We start from the raw sequence: 17,581 nt of genomic DNA on the forward strand, positions 1-17,581 counted from the left end.
TTAGAACGGGCGGACAACCATCATTAAAGCAATGATGATAAACATAATTGTGGGAAATTCATTATAAATTCTAAAGTATTTTCCGCTTTTTGTATAAATATCTTTAGATAAAGCTTTTAAACAAAAATAATTGTGTATATGAAAAAGGATTAAAAGCGTTACACAGGTAAGTTTTACATGCATATAAGCTGCCCCTTCCATTAAAATTTCTTTATGAGCATGCAACATTAAACTTCCGGTAATCAAAGTCGCAATCATTGCAGGGTTTTGTATAGCAAAATAAAGTTTTCTCTCTTGAATTTTTACCACATCAGTAAAACCTTTATTTTCTTTATGTTCTACATGATATACAAAAAGTCTTGGCAAGTAAAAAAGTCCGGCCATCCAAGAAACAAAAGCTAGATAATGCACCCATTTAATCCAAAAATAATACTCATTAATCCATTCTGTCATTTTTACTCCTTCTTTTTATAAAAATTTCTTGTATAAAAATCAACGCAACACTAATATTTATCATAACATCTGCTACATTAAAAATAGCAAAATTAAACCATTTGTGCCAAAAAAACATATCTACAACTCCACCATGTACAAAACGATCCAAAAGATTTGAGCATCCAGAACCTAACATTATCCCAAAAGCTACGATATGTTCTTTTAAAAATTTTTTTTGCCAAAAAAGATACATGACAAGTATCAATATAAATACCAAATGAAAATATTTTAAATAATGATCTAAAAAACTAAGCATTGAAAATGCAATACCAGTGTTTAGAGCAAAGGTTAAATCAAAATATTCACTTTGCCACCTCATCCCCCCTAAAGTCAATTGCTTAACCCATTGATCTAGGATAAATGCTGCTATAAAACAAAGGATAAATTGTAATTTTTTACTCATTTAAAGCTTTCTTAAAAAAATTAATAACATTATTCATTTCTTTTTCCAAAACTTTACTATCTTTATTTTCTAGCAAAAGCCTGATCAAATTTTCAGTTCCAGAGTAACGAAATAAATAATTAATATTTTTATTTTCCAAATCTTTTTTTAGTTCTTTTAAACCTTTAATTTTTTCTAAGTCTTTTTTTTCAGAAATTTTCAAATTTGTTAAAAGTTGCGGATAAGGCTTAATTTGACTTAAAATCGCACTCGCACTTTTTTTCCTTGAAAGCATTAATGCACTAAATTGCAAGGCTGCTATAAGCCCATCTCCTGTTTTAGCATAATCACTAAAAATAATATGCCCACTTTGTTCTCCACCAAAATTTCCACCGATGGCTTTTAGTTTTTCGAGTACATATTTATCTCCAACATTGCAAGTTTCAAGTGAAATTTCATGCTTATTTAAAAATTCTTTCAACGCCCCATTACTCATAATAGTTGCAACAACGCTTGATTTTAACTTGCCTTGCTCTTTTAAATAAAGAGCTAAAACACCTAATAAGCTATCACCATGTGCCACTTCGCCTTTTTCATTCACTACCACCAAACGATCAGCATCTCCATCGAAAGCAAAACCAACATCTGCACGAAATTTTATCACTTCAGATGCTAAATTCGACGGGTGCAAAGCTCCACAATTTTCATTAATATTAAGCCCATTTGGTTGATCATTGATCACAATAACTTCTGCCCCAAGCTCTCTAAATACAGTTGGTGCTACCTTATAAGAAGCTCCATGCGCCACATCTAAAACAACACGTAATGATTTTAAAGTCAAATCTTTAGGAAAAGAATTTTTAATTGAAACAATATAACGTCCTATAACATCATCAATTCTTTTAGCTTGTCCTATTTGATCCATACTCACTTTAGAATCTTGTATAAGTTTGTCATTAAAATAAATTTCTTCTATTTTTCTTTCAACATCTTCATTAAGCTTATTTCCATGTGCGTCAAAAAATTTAATACCATTATCATAATAAGGATTATGAGAAGCCGAGATCATTATACCTGCATCGCAACGCATATCTTCTGTTAAAAAAGCAATAGCAGGGGTTGGCATAGGTCCTATTTCAATGACATTATATCCTATAGAAGTCAAACCTGATACAATAGCATTTTCTATCATATAACCACTTCGCCTAGTATCCTTACCTACTAAAATATTATTTGTAATACTTTTATCTTTAAAATAAATTCCAGCAGCCATAGCCAAACGCATCGCTAAAAAACTATCTAGGAATTCTCCAGCTTTTGCTCTTACGCCATCCGTTCCAAAAAGTTTCATTTATATCCTTTTTTGATAGTATTACTTTAAATTATAACAAAAAATAAAGTCTAAAAAACTAATAGACTTAAAAAAGTCTATTAGTTTAATTAGAATTGAGGTAGTGGTGTTTTTTCTGTGGAAACTGGAAGCTGAGGATAAATTATTTTAGGTTTAACACCTGTTAAAGATTTTAAAAATGTCTCTATACTTTTTGCATCTTTATTAGAAATGTTAATTCCAAGTTGCACACTTCCCATCTCTTTGATAGCATCGGTTAATTTCCAAATCGCCCCATTGTGAAAATAAGGTGCTGTTTCGGCTACATTTCTTAAAGTTGGAGTTTTAACCATTCCGTTTGCATCTCCTTTAAAATCACCTAAATTAGAAAATTTATATTTTCCAGCTACTTCGAAAGGTTGCATATTTCCGCCCAAATTAACTCCGTTATGACAAGCCACACATCCTTTATCTATAAAAAGTCTTAAACCTTTTTTCTCATCATTGCTTAAGGCTTTTTCATCGCCATTTAAAAAAGCATCAAAGCGAGATGGAGTAATCAAAGTTCTTTCAAAATTTGCAATCGCATCGGCTATATTGTCAAAACTAACACCACTTTTGCCATAAATTTGTTTAAATTCTTTCACATATTCAGGTAAAGATGAAATTTTTTCAACAGCTAATTTTGCAGGAGTAGCCATTTCTGGTTCTGATTGTATAGGGCCTTTGGCTTGATCTGCTAAATTTTTCGCACGACCATCCCAAAACTGTACATTATTTAAAAATGCATTATAAACAGTTGGAGAATTTAAATGATGGGGATTTTCTTTCCATTTATTTCCTATAGCAGTTGAAACTCCATCTGCACCACCTAAACCTAAATTATGACAAGTATTGCATGAAATAATACCACTTTTTGAGAGTCTAGGATCAAAATAAAGTTTTTTACCAAGTTCAACTTTTCTAAGATCAAATTGACTTACTTTCACCCCATTTGATTTTAAAATTTCCTCAACGCCTTTTTGATCTTTTGGCAAAGGCTTTAAACCAGAATTTTTAGCCTCATCAATTAAATTCATTGCACTTAGGCTTGAAGCAACAAATATTGCTGCAAACAACAAAAATCTCATCTTTTACTCCTTTATATAGAATTAAAAATTTTAAATTTATTAATCTATATTAATAAATTATGAATAAATACTATTCTTTTAACGCTTAAATAAGAATAAAAAATATGTATTAATATTTTTTATTCTTAGCTAGACTTATTTATTTTTTTTATCTATAATATTCCTTTACAAACAACCTAAAAATAATATTATGAGGTTTATAACAGTGGAAAATTTAATTATTTACGCTATGGCTTATTGCTTAGGTGCAATTCCTTTTGGCTTAATTTTGACAAAAAAATTTGCAAATATAAATATCAAAAATCAAGGATCAAAAAATATAGGAGCAACTAATGTTTTAAGGGTTGTAAAAGAATATAATCCCGCTTTAGCTAAAAAACTTGCCATCACAACAGTGATTTTAGACTTTGCAAAAGCTGCATTACCTTTACTTGTGTTAAAATTTTTAAATTATGATTTAAATGTGCTTTGGAGCGTTGCTGTATTAGCTGTATTTGGACATTGTTATTCTATTTATTTATTATTTGAAGGTGGAAAAGGTGTTGCAACAGGCGCTGGAGCTATGATTGTACTTTTACCTTTAGAGGTTGTAACAGCTTTTGTTGTTTGGTTTATTGTGGGTAAAATTTTTAAAATTTCTTCCTTGGCATCTTTATTGGCCTTAGTAACCTTTATTGGAAGTTCTTTTATTTTTAATTACAATATGGAAGTTATTAATACTCACGCACCTGTATTTATCATAGCTTTTCTTATTTTTTATAAGCATATTCCAAATATTTATAGATTAATTTTCAAAAAAGAATGCAAAGTCATATAAGCATAAAAATACATTTTAAATGTATTATCGGAATTTTAAACTTTGAACGCAAAAAAAAGCAAAAAATTTGTGTTAAATTAAAAGCTAAGGCAAATGATTTTTTAGACTATGCAAAGGTTTCAAAAAAAATCAAAAAAATATACAAAAAAGAAAAATTTTTTACCTTAGAGGAATCTTTGGATTTTGTAAGTGAAAAACTTCATTGTAAATTTCCTCAAATCACTTATTTGAAAATAGCAACTTTTAAACCTAAAATAATAAAAAATGGCAAAGTTGGAGTAAAATTAAAAAAAAGATATTAATTTTTTTTTAAAGATATCTAAACATTTACTTAAACTATGTTATAATTTTTAAAATTTTCTTATTACGAAGGATAAAACAATGAGAATTTTAGTTATAGAGGATGAAATTAGCCTTAATAAGTCTATTATAGATAATCTCAATGAATTTGGCTATCAAACAGATTCATCGGAAAATTTTAAAGATGGGGAATATTATATTGGAATAAGACATTATGATTTGGTATTAGCAAGCTGGAACCTATCTGATGGTGATGGTACAGAACTTATCAATATCATAAAACAAAAATCCCCTAGAACTTCAATAGTTATCATGTCTTCAAAAACTGATAAAGAAACAGAAATAAAAGCTCTTAAAGCAGGAGCTGATGATTTTATAAAAAAACCTTTAGATTTTGATATTTTACTAGCAAGAATTGAAGCAAGATTAAGACTTGGTGGAACAAATGTGATTAAAATTGAAGATCTTATCATTGATCCAGATGAAGAAAAAATCACTTATAAGGATCAAGATATAGAACTCAAAGGGAAACCTTTTGAGGTTTTAACTCATTTAGCTAGACATTCAGATCAAATTGTATCTAAAGAACAACTTTTAGATGCTATTTGGGAAGAACCTGAACTTGTAACCCCAAATGTTATTGAAGTAGCTATCAATCAAATTCGCCAAAAAATGGACAAACCTTTAAATATTTCTACTATTGAAACAGTTCGTAGAAGAGGATATCGTTTCTGCTTTCCTAAAAAATCTTGAAAAAAATTTTACACCATTTCTTGGTGTAAAATTTATCTTTTTTATTTAATTTTATATTATATTTAAGTTTGATTATTGTATAAACTAGACAAAATATTATTTAGTTTATGAAAGGTTATAATGGCTCTTTTAATAACAAAAGATTGCGTATGTTGCGACGCTTGCAGAGAAGAATGTCCTGATGAGGCTATTTATGAACATAGTCCAATTTATGTTATTGACGCTGATCTTTGCTCTGAATGTGTGAATGATTTTTCAGAGCCTGCTTGCATAGTGGCCTGTCCTTATGAATGTATTATTCCAGATCCTGATAACATAGAAAGTATAGAAGAGTTAAAATTAAAAAATCGCAATAGAGATCTATAATGGCCAAAAAAACCGCTGTTGTTGATTTAGGATCAAATTCTATTAGAATGGTGATTTTTGAAAAAACTTCAAGATATGGTTTTTATACAACTTGTGAATACAAACGTAAAGTAAGATTAGGTGAAAATTCTTACAATAATGGTAAAATTCTTCAAGAAGAAGCTATGCAAAAAGCTGAAAATGCTTTAAGATTTTTCAAGCAATGCTCTTTAAAACACAAATGTAAAAAAATTTTCATCATAGGAACTTCAGCTTTAAGAGATGCCCCCAACTCTAAAGAATTTATAAAAAGAATCAAAACCAAGCTTAATTTAAATATACGATGTATTGATGGGAAAGAAGAAAGTTATCTAGGTGGTTTAGCCGCTTTAAATCTTTTAAGCCCTTTTAAAGATGCCACTACTCTTGATATAGGTGGAGGATCAAGTGAGCTTTGTTTGATTAAAAACAATAAAATAGTTTCTTGTATTTCTTTAGATATAGGAACAGTTAGATTGAAAGAATTGTTTTTTGACAAAGGAAAAACCAAATCTTTAGATCAGTTTATCGATCCTATTTTAAAACAAATTCCTAAAGAATTTTGTAATCACAATCTTATAGCCATAGGTGGAAGCTTAAGAGCTATTTCAAATTCTATTATGCAAAAAAATTCTTATCCTTTGAAAAATTTACACGATTTTCGTTATGATTTAGAAGAAGAAAGAGAGCATATTGAAAAAATTCTTGAAGCTAAAGTTGATTCTTTGGCAAATTTTGGCATCAAAAAAGACCGTTTTGATACTATTAAAAAAGGAATTTTTATATTTTTAAAAATTGCCCAAAAACTCAATACAAAATATATTATAACAAGTGGAGTGGGAATTAGAGAAGGAATATATTTAAAAGATTTATTACGCCCAAACAATCGTTTTCCTGTAAATTTCAATCCTAGTTTAAAATCCTTGCAAGATAGATTTCTACAAGAAGATAAAAATAATCATACAGCCAAATTTGCAATGCAATTATTCAATGCTTTAAAAAACATTCACAAAATTCATGATCATTATAAACAAAGCTTGTTAGCTGCAGCCAAACTATGTCATATAGGAGAGTATTTGAATTTTTATTTTTCAAATGAACACTCTGCGCATTTTGTTTTAGGTGGATTAAATTATGGTTTTTCACACAAAGAAAAAGTTTTAATCGCAAATATTATTAAGCTAAATGGAAAAAAAATCAACCCATATAATCTAGAGCCTCATAAACAACTTTTGCCTAATTTTCATATTCTTTCTTGGTTAAATTTCATACTCAATTTAGCAAAAACTCTAAACAATACCAATGAAAGCAAAATCAATTTTACCGTTTTAGATAATACGCTTTATATTTTTAATGAATTTAAAGAACTAAATTTACCAAAAGAAGAATTGAAAAAAATTGCAAAACCTACATCAATAGCTTTAAGCTTTAATCAAAAGCCTTAGAGCTATTTTTTCTGACGTTGTTCTATAAGATTTTGTATGCGTTTTTTATTTTCCTCAAAAAAAGAATCAAAATTCTTTTCTTTTTTTTCTAAATCAATTTGCCCCTGCTCTGCTTCTGCACTCTCTAAAACAATATTAGAATTACCTATTATCATAGTATATCTTTTATGGGCATATTCAAAAACGACTAATTGATTGTTTTTATCTAAAAATCTTTGAAAAATCATACGAAAATCTCTTGAAATACCGCTTTTTTTTGAAATCAAAGAATTTTTAAACCACCAAAGTATTATAAGTAAAATTATTAAAATCACCATAACTAAAATATAGTTTGTATAATCATATTTAACCAAATTTGCATCCTTAAATTCAAATGAAGTTTCTTTTTCTTGATTTGATTTCAAAATAGAATCTTGACTCAAATTTTCTTGTTTATTTTGCTGTGTAACTCGAATTCTTACTCCGAATTTATCATTAATAGAACTCACATTAAGTGAAATATTTTGTTTGTTTTTTAACATGATATAAGTATCATTATTTTTCGAGCTAATACTAACTCTATCAACGAGTTTAGAATTTAAATTTTTTAACTCGTCTTTAGAATACGTTAATTTGCTAAAAGTTAAAAGAATAAAATTCTTATCTTTTGTTTGAGAAATTTTCCCATTATAAGCATTATCAAAAGAAAGCATCAAATCTACCCGATCATTTCTATCATAAATATTATAATCGACTAATTTAACCGCAAACAAAGGCAAAGTCAAAAAACATAATAAAAAAAATTTCATTTATATTTCTTTTTTAAAATATTGAAGCACAGTTTTAGAATCTAAAATTTCATTAATCCTTATCGCTAAATTTTTCTCATAAACCATAACTTCACCCTTGCCAAAAATACGTTTATTGATATAAAGTTCCACGCTTTCACCAGCAGGTTTTTCAAGATCAATCACTGAACCTACTTCCAATCTTAAAAGATCTGCCACACTCATATTTGTTGTACCAAGCTCACTGACAAAATCTACACTGATATCTAAAATATCTTCATAAGATTGTAAAAGTCCGTGAGTTTCAAATTCTATTTCATTGCTCATTATTGACAATATCCTATTCTAAAACAATAATCTTTAAAACCATAAGTTAATGACTGGTCTAAAATAATATTTGGATTATGTATTCTTCCTAAATATTCTGGTATGCCGAGTTTATACTCATCATCACCACCTTTAGCATCATTGAGTAATTTTTTCGCATATCCTACAATCTGATTAGCACATTCTTTAACAAGATCACACCTATCATCTTCTTGAAAATCTTCCTCTCCAATGAAAATGGTTGAAACTAAATGTAAAAATTCGGTCGAAAAAAATAAATAAAAATTATATTCTCTACCGCTTTTTTCTACCACAGAAATACTAGAGCCATAAAATTCACCTTTTAATTCTTCAATGGGTTCCATATGAACCTGTAAAATGTGCTCAAAAAAATGTATTATGGAATATTCAAGAGTTTTTAACATAATCTATTAACCGCCTTTAATTAAAACCCTATAATTATTATAAAATATAATAAAATAAATTTGCTTATAAACTATTTATATCGAATAAATAATGCGAAAATTATAAATACCAAAATACCTTTTAATATTAAACATAAGATAATACTTAGCTTAATAAGATAAAATATTTAACTTAAAAATAACAATTACTAGGAAAAATTATGGATTTTTCAGATCTACCTTATTTATTAATAGGCATATTTTCAGGTATAACTTCAGGTCTTTTTGGTATAGGTGGAGGTATGGTTATCGTTCCTGCGATGCTCGTTTTAAATGAGAGTTCCCATCATGCGATTGGAATTTCAATCTTGCAAATGATTTTTGCTGCAATTTTTGGATCTTATATTAATTACAGAAAGAAAAATTTAAATATTAAAGATGGTATCGTTATAGGACTTGGCGGACTTTTAGGCGCAAGCTTTAGCGGATTGCTTTTAAAATTTTTAAATGATATTAGCCTAACAACAATCTTTTTATGCGTCAGCTGTGTTTTTTTTATAAAATATGCTTTTGGCTTTAAAGAAAATGCCGTTAAAAGTGAAAGAAGTGCTTTGCAAAAAAATATTATTTTATTTATAGCTGGCTCTTTTACTGGAATTTTTGCGATTTCTTTGGGTATAGGCGGAGGACTTTTGATCGCTCCAATTCTGGCTTATTTTTTAGGATATGATAGCAAAAAAGTAGTTTCTTTATCTTTATTTTTTGTTATTTTTGCTTCTATTTCTGGGATTTTATCTTTATCAACTTCAGGAGTTATTGATCATGTAGTAATTCATAAAGGTATTATTGTAGGCATTGCCTCTATGATAGGAGTTTTCATTGGTATAAAAATCATTGAAAAAATGCAAATTTCTTCTCATAGAAAAATTTTACTTTGCATTTATGCCTTATCCATACTTGGGACAACTCATTCTTTACTTAAAAAACTTGCAATCATAAGCTTTTAGTAAAATTGTGTTAAAATTTTAATTTATTTAATATAAATTTTTAGGAAAAATGATGAATGATAAAATTAAAATTATCGGTGCTAAAGAGAATAATTTAAAAAATATTGATCTTGAAATTCCAAAAAATAAACTTATAGTTTTTACAGGGCTTAGCGGTAGTGGAAAATCAACACTTGCTTTTGGGACACTCTATGCTGAAGGACAACGCCGCTACATAGAAAGTTTAAGTGCTTATGCAAGGCAATTTTTAGATAAAGTAGGCAAACCCGATGTAGATAAAATAGAAGGCTTAACTCCAGCCATTGCCATCGATCAAAAAACTACATCTAAAAATCCTCGTTCTACTGTCGGGACTATCACTGAAATTTATGATTATCTAAGGCTTTTATACGCAAGGATAGGCATTCAGCATTGCCATCAATGCGGTCAAGAAATTTCATCCATGAGTGCTAATGATATAGTCAATGAAATTTTAAAATTTCCTAAAGGAGCAAAGATTATTATTTATGCACCTTTAATAAGAGAAAAAAAGGGCACTTATACTGATTTGCTTGAAAATTTACGCAATAAAGGCTACGTTAGAGCACAAATTGATGGAGTTTTAGTTAGACTTGATGAAGAAATAGAACTCGCAAAAACAAAAAAACACACGATAAAATTAGTCATTGATCGCCTTGAAATTAGTGAAGATTTACTTTCAAGACTTGCAAGCGATATTGAAAAAGGTTTGGAAGAAAGTTTTAGAGAGATTGAAATCGAAGTTTTAAATCACGAAGAAGTAGGCATCAATAAACACTATCACTATAGTGAGCATTCAGCTTGTTTTAATTGTAAAATTTCTTTTGTTCCTCTAGAGCCTTTAAGCTTTTCATTTAATTCTCCAAAAGGTGCTTGTCAATCTTGCGATGGCCTAGGCATTCGTTATACCTTGGATATGAAAAAAATCATCGATGAAAGTTTAAGCATAGAAAATGGTGCTGTAAAAATCATGTATGGCTTTAACAAAAGTTATTATTATAAATTTTTAATCGCTTTTTGCGAACAAAATGAAATTTCTATCAAAAAACCTTTTTTAGAGCTTAGTGAAGAAGAAAAACGTCTTGTATTATACGGCAATGCAAAAATTATAGAGTTTTTTTGGAAAAGAAATCGCTTAAAAAGAACTTTTGAAGGCGTTGTTAAAATGGCTTATGAAATGCTAAAAGATGAAAAAGACTTGGGTGAATATATGAGTGAAAAAATCTGCAAAGATTGTCAAGGACACCGTTTAAAACCTGAAAGTTTAGCTGTGCGTGTTGCCAAAAAAGATTTGGGTGAAATTTTAGATATGAGCATAGAGGATAGCACGACTTTTTTTTCCAATGAAAAAAATTTCTCCTATTTAAGCAAACAGCAAAAGCTTATTGCTAAACCTATTTTAAAAGAAATCAATGAAAGACTTTTCTTTTTATATGATGTAGGTCTTGGTTATCTTTCTTTGGGGCGCGATGCAAGAACTATTAGCGGAGGGGAGGCACAAAGAATTCGCATTGCTTCTCAAATTGGAAGTGGATTAAGCGGGGTTATGTATGTCTTGGATGAACCAAGCATTGGACTTCATGAAAGAGATACAGCAAAACTCATTAAAACTTTAAGAAATTTGCAACAAAAAGGCAATACCTTAATCGTTGTAGAACATGATAAAATGACTATAGAAGAAGCAGATTTTATAGTCGATATTGGTCCAAAGGCAGGAAAATTTGGAGGAGAAGTTGTATTTTGTGGAACTTATAAAGAGCTTTTAAAAAGTAAAAGTGAAACCGCGCTTTATATGAATGGCAAAAAACAAATTTCACAACTTCACAATAGAAAACAAGAAGAATGGCTAGAGCTTAAAAATGTTAATATTAACAATATCAAAAATCTAAACGTTAAATTTCCTTTGCAAAATTTAGTTGCCATTACCGGCGTTTCAGGATCAGGAAAAAGTTCTCTTATACTTCAAACCCTTTTACCTTTTGCTCAAGAAGAATTAAATCGTGCCAAAAAAGTTAAAAAACTTGGTGGTGTAGAAATTGAAGGACTTGATAAATTAGATAAGGTTATTTATCTTGATCAAAGTCCTATAGGAAGAACTCCACGTTCCAATCCTGCTACCTATACTGGTGCTATGGATGAAATAAGAAATCTTTTTGCAGCTACTAAAGAAGCAAAAATGCGAGGCTATAAAGCGGGGCGTTTCTCTTTTAATGTCAAAGGGGGACGTTGTGAAAAATGTAGCGGCGATGGAGAAATTAAAATAGAAATGCATTTCTTACCTGATGTTATGGTGGTTTGCGATACTTGCCATGGCAAACGTTACAATGACGCTACTTTAGAAATCAAATATAAAGGCAAAAATATAAGCGAAATATTAAATATGAGTGTTTTAGAGGCAAATGAATTTTTTGCTTCAGTACCAAAGATTCGCCAAAAATTAGAAACTTTAGTTAAAGTGGGACTTGATTATCTTACTTTAGGACAAAATGCTACAACTTTAAGCGGTGGAGAAGCTCAAAGAATCAAACTAGCCAAAGAATTAAGTAGAAGTGATACCGGAAAAACACTTTATATCCTTGATGAACCTACTACTGGACTTCATTTTGAAGATGTTAATAAACTTATTTCTGTATTACAGCATTTAGTCGATCTTAAAAATTCTGTTTTTGTCATAGAACATAATTTAGATGTCATTAAAAATGCTGATTATATCATCGATATGGGTCCAGAAGGAGGGATAAAAGGCGGAAAAGTAATCAGCACAGGAAGTGTAGAAAAAGTAGCTAAAGATCATAAAAAAACAGGGTCTTATACCGGATATTATCTAGATTTAGAACTTAAAAATATAAAAAATTAAAAATGACACAAGTGCAAAAAAATAGTATTTTTTAAATTACTGATTATCTTGCCATTAAAAATTTAACAACAAATTAAAACCTATAAAGGATTTTTATAGGTTTTAATAATATCTTTATGATTATTTGTACGATCTAAAATATAAATGATATCATTTTTTATGGCCATAGATTTTGGATTTTCAAGCCCATTTATTGTATATGCATCTATAATTTTAGCATTCTTATAATCAATCACAAGCATAGTGCTATAACGCAAACTTAAAGCTAACATTTTATCTCCAACTATATCGGTTGCAACAATATAATAATCATTAATATTTCTATCTTTTTTAAGCTTTAAATTTTTATCTACACTTAAAACAGATTCTCCGCTTAAAAGATAATCTTTTGTACTTGCATAAGATAATATAAGTTTAGGACTAAATTGATTTGGAACCGTAATAAGATATAAAAAATTACCATCACTGGTATAAGAATGAACATAATTTTGCTTAGATCTTATGGTTAAAATATATTTTCTTGAAGGCTCATACCACCCTTCCTTATGAGAAAAAAATGCTGGCATAATAGATCCACTAGTTTGTTTAAATGCTTGCCATTCAAGCATAGGATCAATTTTCACTTCTTTAGAAACTTTTTGAGTTCCACTAAAAGTTTTATTAAAAGCCCCTATAATCAATTTATCGCCAACAAAAGTAGCGCCAACTATATACTTCATATCATTACCATTGGTTTTATCAAATAAAACAAAGCCATTTGATCTGTTAAAATCTTTAGTATAAACCACAGCCATTTCATTGGTTATTAAAGCAAACTCGTCACTATTTTTATTATAAGCTATAGCATTAATTGATTTAAATTGATTTAATTCTGGAATAGTAATTTCATAACTGCGATTAAGAGATATAATGCTCTTATTGATTTCAAAGGCACCTTTAGAGCTATCTCTTTCAAAAGTTAAATTTTTTGGTTCATTTAAATCTTTGATAAATACACTTTCTGGAACATTTTTACCTAAAAGATTAAATTTAGCTAATCTGCTCCAAACTTCAGTTGTCCAAGTTTTTGTCATAATCGACATATCAAAAGTCAAACGATCAGGATTAGATTTTCCAGTAAATGGAGGAATTCCATTAACAATTAAGGCTTGAAAAGCATTTGAGCAAACCACTATAAAAGAAAGCGTAAATACAATTTTTGAATATAGACTTAAAGGCTTTGGTTCCATTTTTTCACTCGCTAAATCTCGCATCATGGAACTTTTTTTACGTATAAAAAGAAGAGCTAAACTCATTACTACTACAACACACCAATAAACTACAACAGCCCAAGTATAAGTATGAGCTCCTACAAGCTTATCTCCAAGTCCTATACCTATATCTCTTTGCCACCAACTAGCAGTATGGCGAATTCCCATATAAATTCCATAAGATGCAAATAAAAAAACACAAACAATATATTTTACCTGTGGTCCATAACGTAAAATAAACATTCCTAAAACACCTATAATCACCATTCCTATGCGTTCAAACCAGCAAAGAGTGCAAGGTGATTCATTGTGAAAATATCCTAAATATATGTTAGCAAATCCAACCGGCACAGCAAGTATAAGCAATACCGCAGTTGTCATAAACAGATAAAAATACTGATCATTTTTATTTAAATAAGCATTCATTGTTTCACTCCTTACCAATTACCGCTTGGAATAACAGAATCAAAACTAGCTATTAAATACATAAAATAATTTAAACACGCGCCTATAAGAAAAATTCCAAAAATCAATCTTTCTCTTTCCGGCTTTATCAATATAAGCAATATAGAAATTGCTAATAAAACAAGTATAGTAAATTCCATAAACTGACTCCTTGATTTTGAAGATTATAAATTATATAAAAATAAAAATTAAATAAAAATTATAATTTTTTAATATAAAATTAATATTTTATAAAAATATAGACATTTTAAACAATTTAAAATATAATATTTATTTTATTTGGCGGATTAAAATGTTTGATTTTTTATATAGTGATATAAGCTATTTAGGGCTTTTTTTAGTATGCTTTCTCTCAAGCACTCTTTTGCCTTTAGCAAGCGAAGCTTTTGTTTTAGGTTTTATAAAACTCAATTTCAACCCAACACTTGTACTGACAATAGCTACCTTAGGCAATACTTTAGGAAGTTTAAGCACCTATGGCTTAGCTTTTTTGGGTAAAAAAAATATTTTGGAAAAATATTTTAAAAAATCTTTAAAAAAACTTGAAAAATGGGATACAAATTTTTTTAAATTTGGTGCCTTTTTTGCTTTTTTTACTTTTTTACCTTTGGTTGGTGATATTTTTGCACTTGGACTAGGTTTTGCTAAATATCCTTTCTTAAAAAGTACCTTTTTTATTTTGCTTGGAAAATTTAGCCGTTATTTTTTTATCATTTTTTTATCAAGTTATTTTTAAAATCATAAGTTTTTAATATAAAAATTGACATAATATAAAAAATTTTAATCCAAAAATTAAGAGAAAGATTTTGAAAACTTTAACAATTATAGATACTTTTGGCTTTTTTTTCAGACTTTTTTATGCTTTAAAAGGTTTTAAAAATTCCCAAGGACAAGCTAGTGGAATGATTAGTGGCTTTGCTAATTTCATTTATAGTTTAAAAAATGAATATCAAAGCGATTATATTATCTTTGCGCTAGATTCTAAAGGAAAAACTTTTAGAAGTGATATCGATCCAAATTATAAACAAAATAGAACTCCTCCGCCTCCTGAATTATTAGAACAAATTCCAATCTGTATTGACATGATAGAAAAAATGGGGTTTATGAATATTTCTTGCGAAGGATATGAAGCTGATGATATCATCGCTTCTGTAGTGAAAACTTTTAAAAATGAAGATGTTTTTATCCGTATTATCACTCAAGATAAGGATCTTTATCAACTTATAAAAAATGAAAAAACAAGCATTTATAGTCCTATTTCAAAAAATGAATACAACGAAGAAGCTTGTTTGGAAAAATATGGTGTTAAACCTTGTCAAATTAGAGATTTTTTAGCACTTTGTGGGGATACTTCAGATAATATTCCAGGAGTTAAGGGTATAGGAGCTAAAGGAGCTAAAAAACTACTTGATGAATTTGAAAATATTGAAAATATATATGAAAATCTAACATTGATCCGCAATGAAAGAACTCGTTCTTTGCTTTTAGAAGGAAAAGAGAATGCTTTTTTGAGTAAAAAACTCACTTCCTTATATGAAGATTTAAAATTTGAAAATTTACTCGAAAAAGCTGTATTTCCTAAAGATGAGCCTCTTTTAAATGTGCTTGAAATTCTAAAACATTATGAGCTTAATTCCTTGCTAAAAAAATTACATAACAATTCCGAAAGCTACGATAAAAAATTAGATTTTAAAGCTAATTTAATTTTAGATGAAGATAAACTTTTTGAAATTTTAAATTCCCTTGATCAAGAAAGTATTGTTGCCTTTGATACAGAAACTACAGGACTTGATACTAAAGAAGCTAAAATTGTAGGATTTAGCTTTTGCATTAGCGAAAATGAAGCTTTTTATGTGCCTTTAACACATAGCTATTTAGGAGTAAAAGAACAAATTTCACTTTCAAGTGCCAAAAAAGCAATAGAACTAATTTTTAGACATTTCATAATAGGACACAATCTAAAATACGATTTTCAAATCATTCAAAACAATTTTGCTTTAAATCCCCCAAAAAATTACGCAGATACTATGATTTTAGCTTGGCTTTTTAATCCATCTTTAAAAGTTAATATGGATGATTTAGCCCTTAGACTTTTTAATCATGAAACCTTACATTTTGAAAATCTCGTAAAAAAAGGTGAAAATTTTGCAAATGTAGAACTTGAAAAAGCTTGTCAATACGCAGCTGAAGATGCTTACATTACCTTAAAATTTTATCTTTATTTTTTAAAAAATCTTGATCCTAATTTATTAGAAATTGCTAAAAATCATGAATTTAATTTTATAAAAATCATTATGATGATGGAAGAAAATGGAATTAAACTTGATACGCAAGCACTTGAAAGTTTAATGAAAAAATTTGAAGGTGAAATCAAAAATTTAAGCGAAGAGATTTACACACTATGTCAAGATAAATTCAATCTTAATTCACCAAAACAAGTGGGTGATATACTCTTTGAAAAATTAAAACTTCCTAGCGGCAAAAAAACTAAAACAGGTTATTCTACAGATGAAAAAGTTTTAAATGAAATCATTGATCAACATCCAGTTGTAGCTAAAATTCTAGATTATAGAGAGCTTGCAAAGCTTTATTCTACCTATTGCGAACCTTTAATAAAACTAGCTTTAAAAGATAAAAATTCACGTATTTATTCAAGTTTTTTACAAACTGGAACCGCCACAGGGCGTCTTTCTTCAAAAGATCCAAATTTGCAAAATATCCCAGCTCATGGACAATATGCTAAAGATTATAAATCATGTTTTATTTCACAGGATGGTTTTAGTTTTATTAGTCTTGATTATTCTCAAATAGAGCTTAGAATGCTCGCGCATTTTAGCGAAGATGAAAAACTCTTAAATGCTTTTGAAAACAATGAAGACATTCATGCTAAAACAGCTTTAATGATTTTTGGTGAAAACAACTATCAAACAAGAAGTGTAGCAAAAAGCATTAATTTTGGCCTTATTTATGGAATGGGCTATAAAACTTTAAGCAAAAATTTAAAAATTGAAACCAATCTTGCAAAATCTTATATAGAAAAATATTTTGAAAATTTCACTAGTATTAAAAATTATTTTGAAAAAGTCAAAAAAGAAGCAAAACAAAATGGTTTTATTTCAACCTTGCTAGGGCGCAAACGTTATTTTGATTTTGAAAATGCAAAACCTATGCAACTGGCTATGTATGAAAGAGAAAGTATTAATTCCATCCTACAAGGATCGGCTGCAGATATCATAAAATTAGCCATGATAGAAATTTCAAAAGATTTAGATGAAAATAAAAAACTCATTTTGCAAATTCATGATGAATTGATTTTTGAAGTTAGAGATGATTTATGTGTAAATTTTGTTAAAAAAGCTAGTGATATTATGGAAAATATAGTAAAATTAAAAGTAAAATTGCAAACAAGTTCTAGCATCGCCAAAAAATGGGGCGATTTAAGCAAATAAG

Annotated in this window: 18 protein-coding genes; 9 read left to right on the top strand and 9 right to left on the bottom strand. The window is 28.6% G+C overall.

The window, feature by feature from the left end:
- The 4 genes from hemJ to CQA75_RS01325 form a co-directional block, all read right to left on the bottom strand.
- Entirely contained in the window at nt 1-453 is a 453-nt protein-coding gene (hemJ, locus tag CQA75_RS01310; RefSeq protein ID WP_137623260.1) for a protoporphyrinogen oxidase HemJ, read from the bottom strand.
- On the bottom strand, nt 437-898 hold the full coding sequence (lspA, locus tag CQA75_RS01315; RefSeq protein WP_137623261.1) for a signal peptidase II: 462 nt from the start codon (nt 896-898) through the stop codon (nt 437-439). The genes hemJ and lspA overlap by 17 nt, the downstream gene beginning before the upstream one ends.
- A complete protein-coding gene (gene glmM / locus CQA75_RS01320) occupies nt 891-2,228 on the bottom strand; it encodes a phosphoglucosamine mutase (RefSeq protein ID WP_137623262.1) in 1,338 nt (445 codons plus the stop codon). The genes lspA and glmM overlap by 8 nt, the downstream gene beginning before the upstream one ends.
- 89 nt (nt 2,229-2,317) lie before the next feature.
- Nucleotides 2,318-3,337: a cytochrome-c peroxidase gene (locus CQA75_RS01325; RefSeq protein WP_137623263.1), complete on the bottom strand. Its 1,020-nt coding sequence runs from the start codon at nt 3,335-3,337 to the stop codon at nt 2,318-2,320.
- Nucleotides 3,338-3,542: 205 nt separating this feature from the next.
- Here CQA75_RS01325 and plsY point away from each other — a divergent pair, with 205 nt between their 5' ends.
- The 5 genes from plsY (at nt 3,543) to CQA75_RS01350 (ending at nt 7,036) form a co-directional block, all read left to right on the top strand.
- Nucleotides 3,543-4,154 carry a glycerol-3-phosphate 1-O-acyltransferase PlsY gene (gene plsY / locus CQA75_RS01330; protein ID WP_137623264.1) on the top strand — a complete coding sequence of 204 codons (612 nt, stop codon included), beginning with the start codon at nt 3,543-3,545 and terminating at the stop codon, nt 4,152-4,154.
- Nucleotides 4,139-4,456 (top strand): dihydroneopterin aldolase, encoded by a 318-nt coding sequence (locus tag CQA75_RS01335; protein WP_137623265.1) that lies wholly within the window; start codon nt 4,139-4,141, stop codon nt 4,454-4,456. The genes plsY and CQA75_RS01335 overlap by 16 nt, the downstream gene beginning before the upstream one ends.
- A 79-nt stretch (nt 4,457-4,535) precedes the next feature.
- A complete protein-coding gene (gene hsrA, locus CQA75_RS01340) occupies nt 4,536-5,207 on the top strand; it encodes a homeostatic response regulator transcription factor HsrA (protein WP_137623266.1) in 672 nt (223 codons plus the stop codon).
- A gap of 120 nt (nt 5,208-5,327) precedes the next feature.
- Nucleotides 5,328-5,573 carry a YfhL family 4Fe-4S dicluster ferredoxin gene (locus CQA75_RS01345; RefSeq protein ID WP_137623267.1) on the top strand — a complete coding sequence of 82 codons (246 nt, stop codon included), beginning with the start codon at nt 5,328-5,330 and terminating at the stop codon, nt 5,571-5,573.
- Nucleotides 5,573-7,036: a Ppx/GppA phosphatase family protein gene (locus CQA75_RS01350; RefSeq protein ID WP_137623268.1), complete on the top strand. Its 1,464-nt coding sequence runs from the start codon at nt 5,573-5,575 to the stop codon at nt 7,034-7,036. The genes CQA75_RS01345 and CQA75_RS01350 overlap by 1 nt, the downstream gene beginning before the upstream one ends.
- Nucleotides 7,037-7,038: 2 nt before the next feature.
- On the opposite strand, the gene CQA75_RS01355 is transcribed toward CQA75_RS01350, so the two are convergent.
- From CQA75_RS01355 to CQA75_RS01365, 3 genes are read right to left on the bottom strand one after another with little or no spacing between them, the layout of a single operon-like run.
- Entirely contained in the window at nt 7,039-7,824 is a 786-nt protein-coding gene (locus CQA75_RS01355) for a hypothetical protein (protein ID WP_137623269.1), read from the bottom strand.
- Nucleotides 7,825-8,130 (bottom strand): flagellar motor switch protein FliN, encoded by a 306-nt coding sequence (fliN, locus tag CQA75_RS01360; protein ID WP_137623270.1) that lies wholly within the window; start codon nt 8,128-8,130, stop codon nt 7,825-7,827. It abuts the gene before it with no gap.
- Nucleotides 8,130-8,555: a chemotaxis protein CheX gene (locus tag CQA75_RS01365; RefSeq protein WP_137623271.1), complete on the bottom strand. Its 426-nt coding sequence runs from the start codon at nt 8,553-8,555 to the stop codon at nt 8,130-8,132. Before CQA75_RS01365 ends, fliN begins: the two co-directional genes overlap by 1 nt.
- Before the next feature lie 200 nt (nt 8,556-8,755).
- Between CQA75_RS01365 and CQA75_RS01370 the strand changes: the two genes are divergently transcribed.
- Nucleotides 8,756-9,541 carry a sulfite exporter TauE/SafE family protein gene (locus CQA75_RS01370; RefSeq protein ID WP_137623272.1) on the top strand — a complete coding sequence of 262 codons (786 nt, stop codon included), beginning with the start codon at nt 8,756-8,758 and terminating at the stop codon, nt 9,539-9,541.
- Between the two features lie 52 nt (nt 9,542-9,593).
- Entirely contained in the window at nt 9,594-12,416 is a 2,823-nt protein-coding gene (uvrA, locus tag CQA75_RS01375) for an excinuclease ABC subunit UvrA (protein ID WP_137623273.1), read from the top strand.
- A gap of 80 nt (nt 12,417-12,496) precedes the next feature.
- Here the strand turns inward: uvrA and CQA75_RS01380 are convergent, their stop codons facing one another.
- Both CQA75_RS01380 and CQA75_RS09120 read right to left on the bottom strand, forming a co-directional pair.
- On the bottom strand, nt 12,497-14,092 hold the full coding sequence (locus CQA75_RS01380; RefSeq protein WP_137623274.1) for a disulfide bond formation protein B: 1,596 nt from the start codon (nt 14,090-14,092) through the stop codon (nt 12,497-12,499).
- Between the two features lie 11 nt (nt 14,093-14,103).
- Nucleotides 14,104-14,271, bottom strand: a complete 168-nt coding sequence (locus CQA75_RS09120) for a hypothetical protein (RefSeq protein ID WP_171000065.1) — start codon at nt 14,269-14,271, stop codon at nt 14,104-14,106.
- Nucleotides 14,272-14,423: 152 nt separating this feature from the next.
- Here CQA75_RS09120 and CQA75_RS01385 point away from each other — a divergent pair, with 152 nt between their 5' ends.
- Together CQA75_RS01385 and polA are read left to right on the top strand one after the other, a co-directional pair.
- Nucleotides 14,424-14,867 carry a YqaA family protein gene (locus CQA75_RS01385; RefSeq protein WP_137623275.1) on the top strand — a complete coding sequence of 148 codons (444 nt, stop codon included), beginning with the start codon at nt 14,424-14,426 and terminating at the stop codon, nt 14,865-14,867.
- 70 nt (nt 14,868-14,937) lie between these two features.
- On the top strand, nt 14,938-17,580 hold the full coding sequence (gene polA, locus CQA75_RS01390; protein WP_137623276.1) for a DNA polymerase I: 2,643 nt from the start codon (nt 14,938-14,940) through the stop codon (nt 17,578-17,580).
- The last annotated feature ends 1 nt before the right edge of the window (nt 17,581 follow it).

The sequence above is a fragment of the Campylobacter taeniopygiae genome, from assembly GCF_005406225.1.
Lineage (GTDB): Bacteria > Campylobacterota > Campylobacteria > Campylobacterales > Campylobacteraceae > Campylobacter_D > Campylobacter_D taeniopygiae.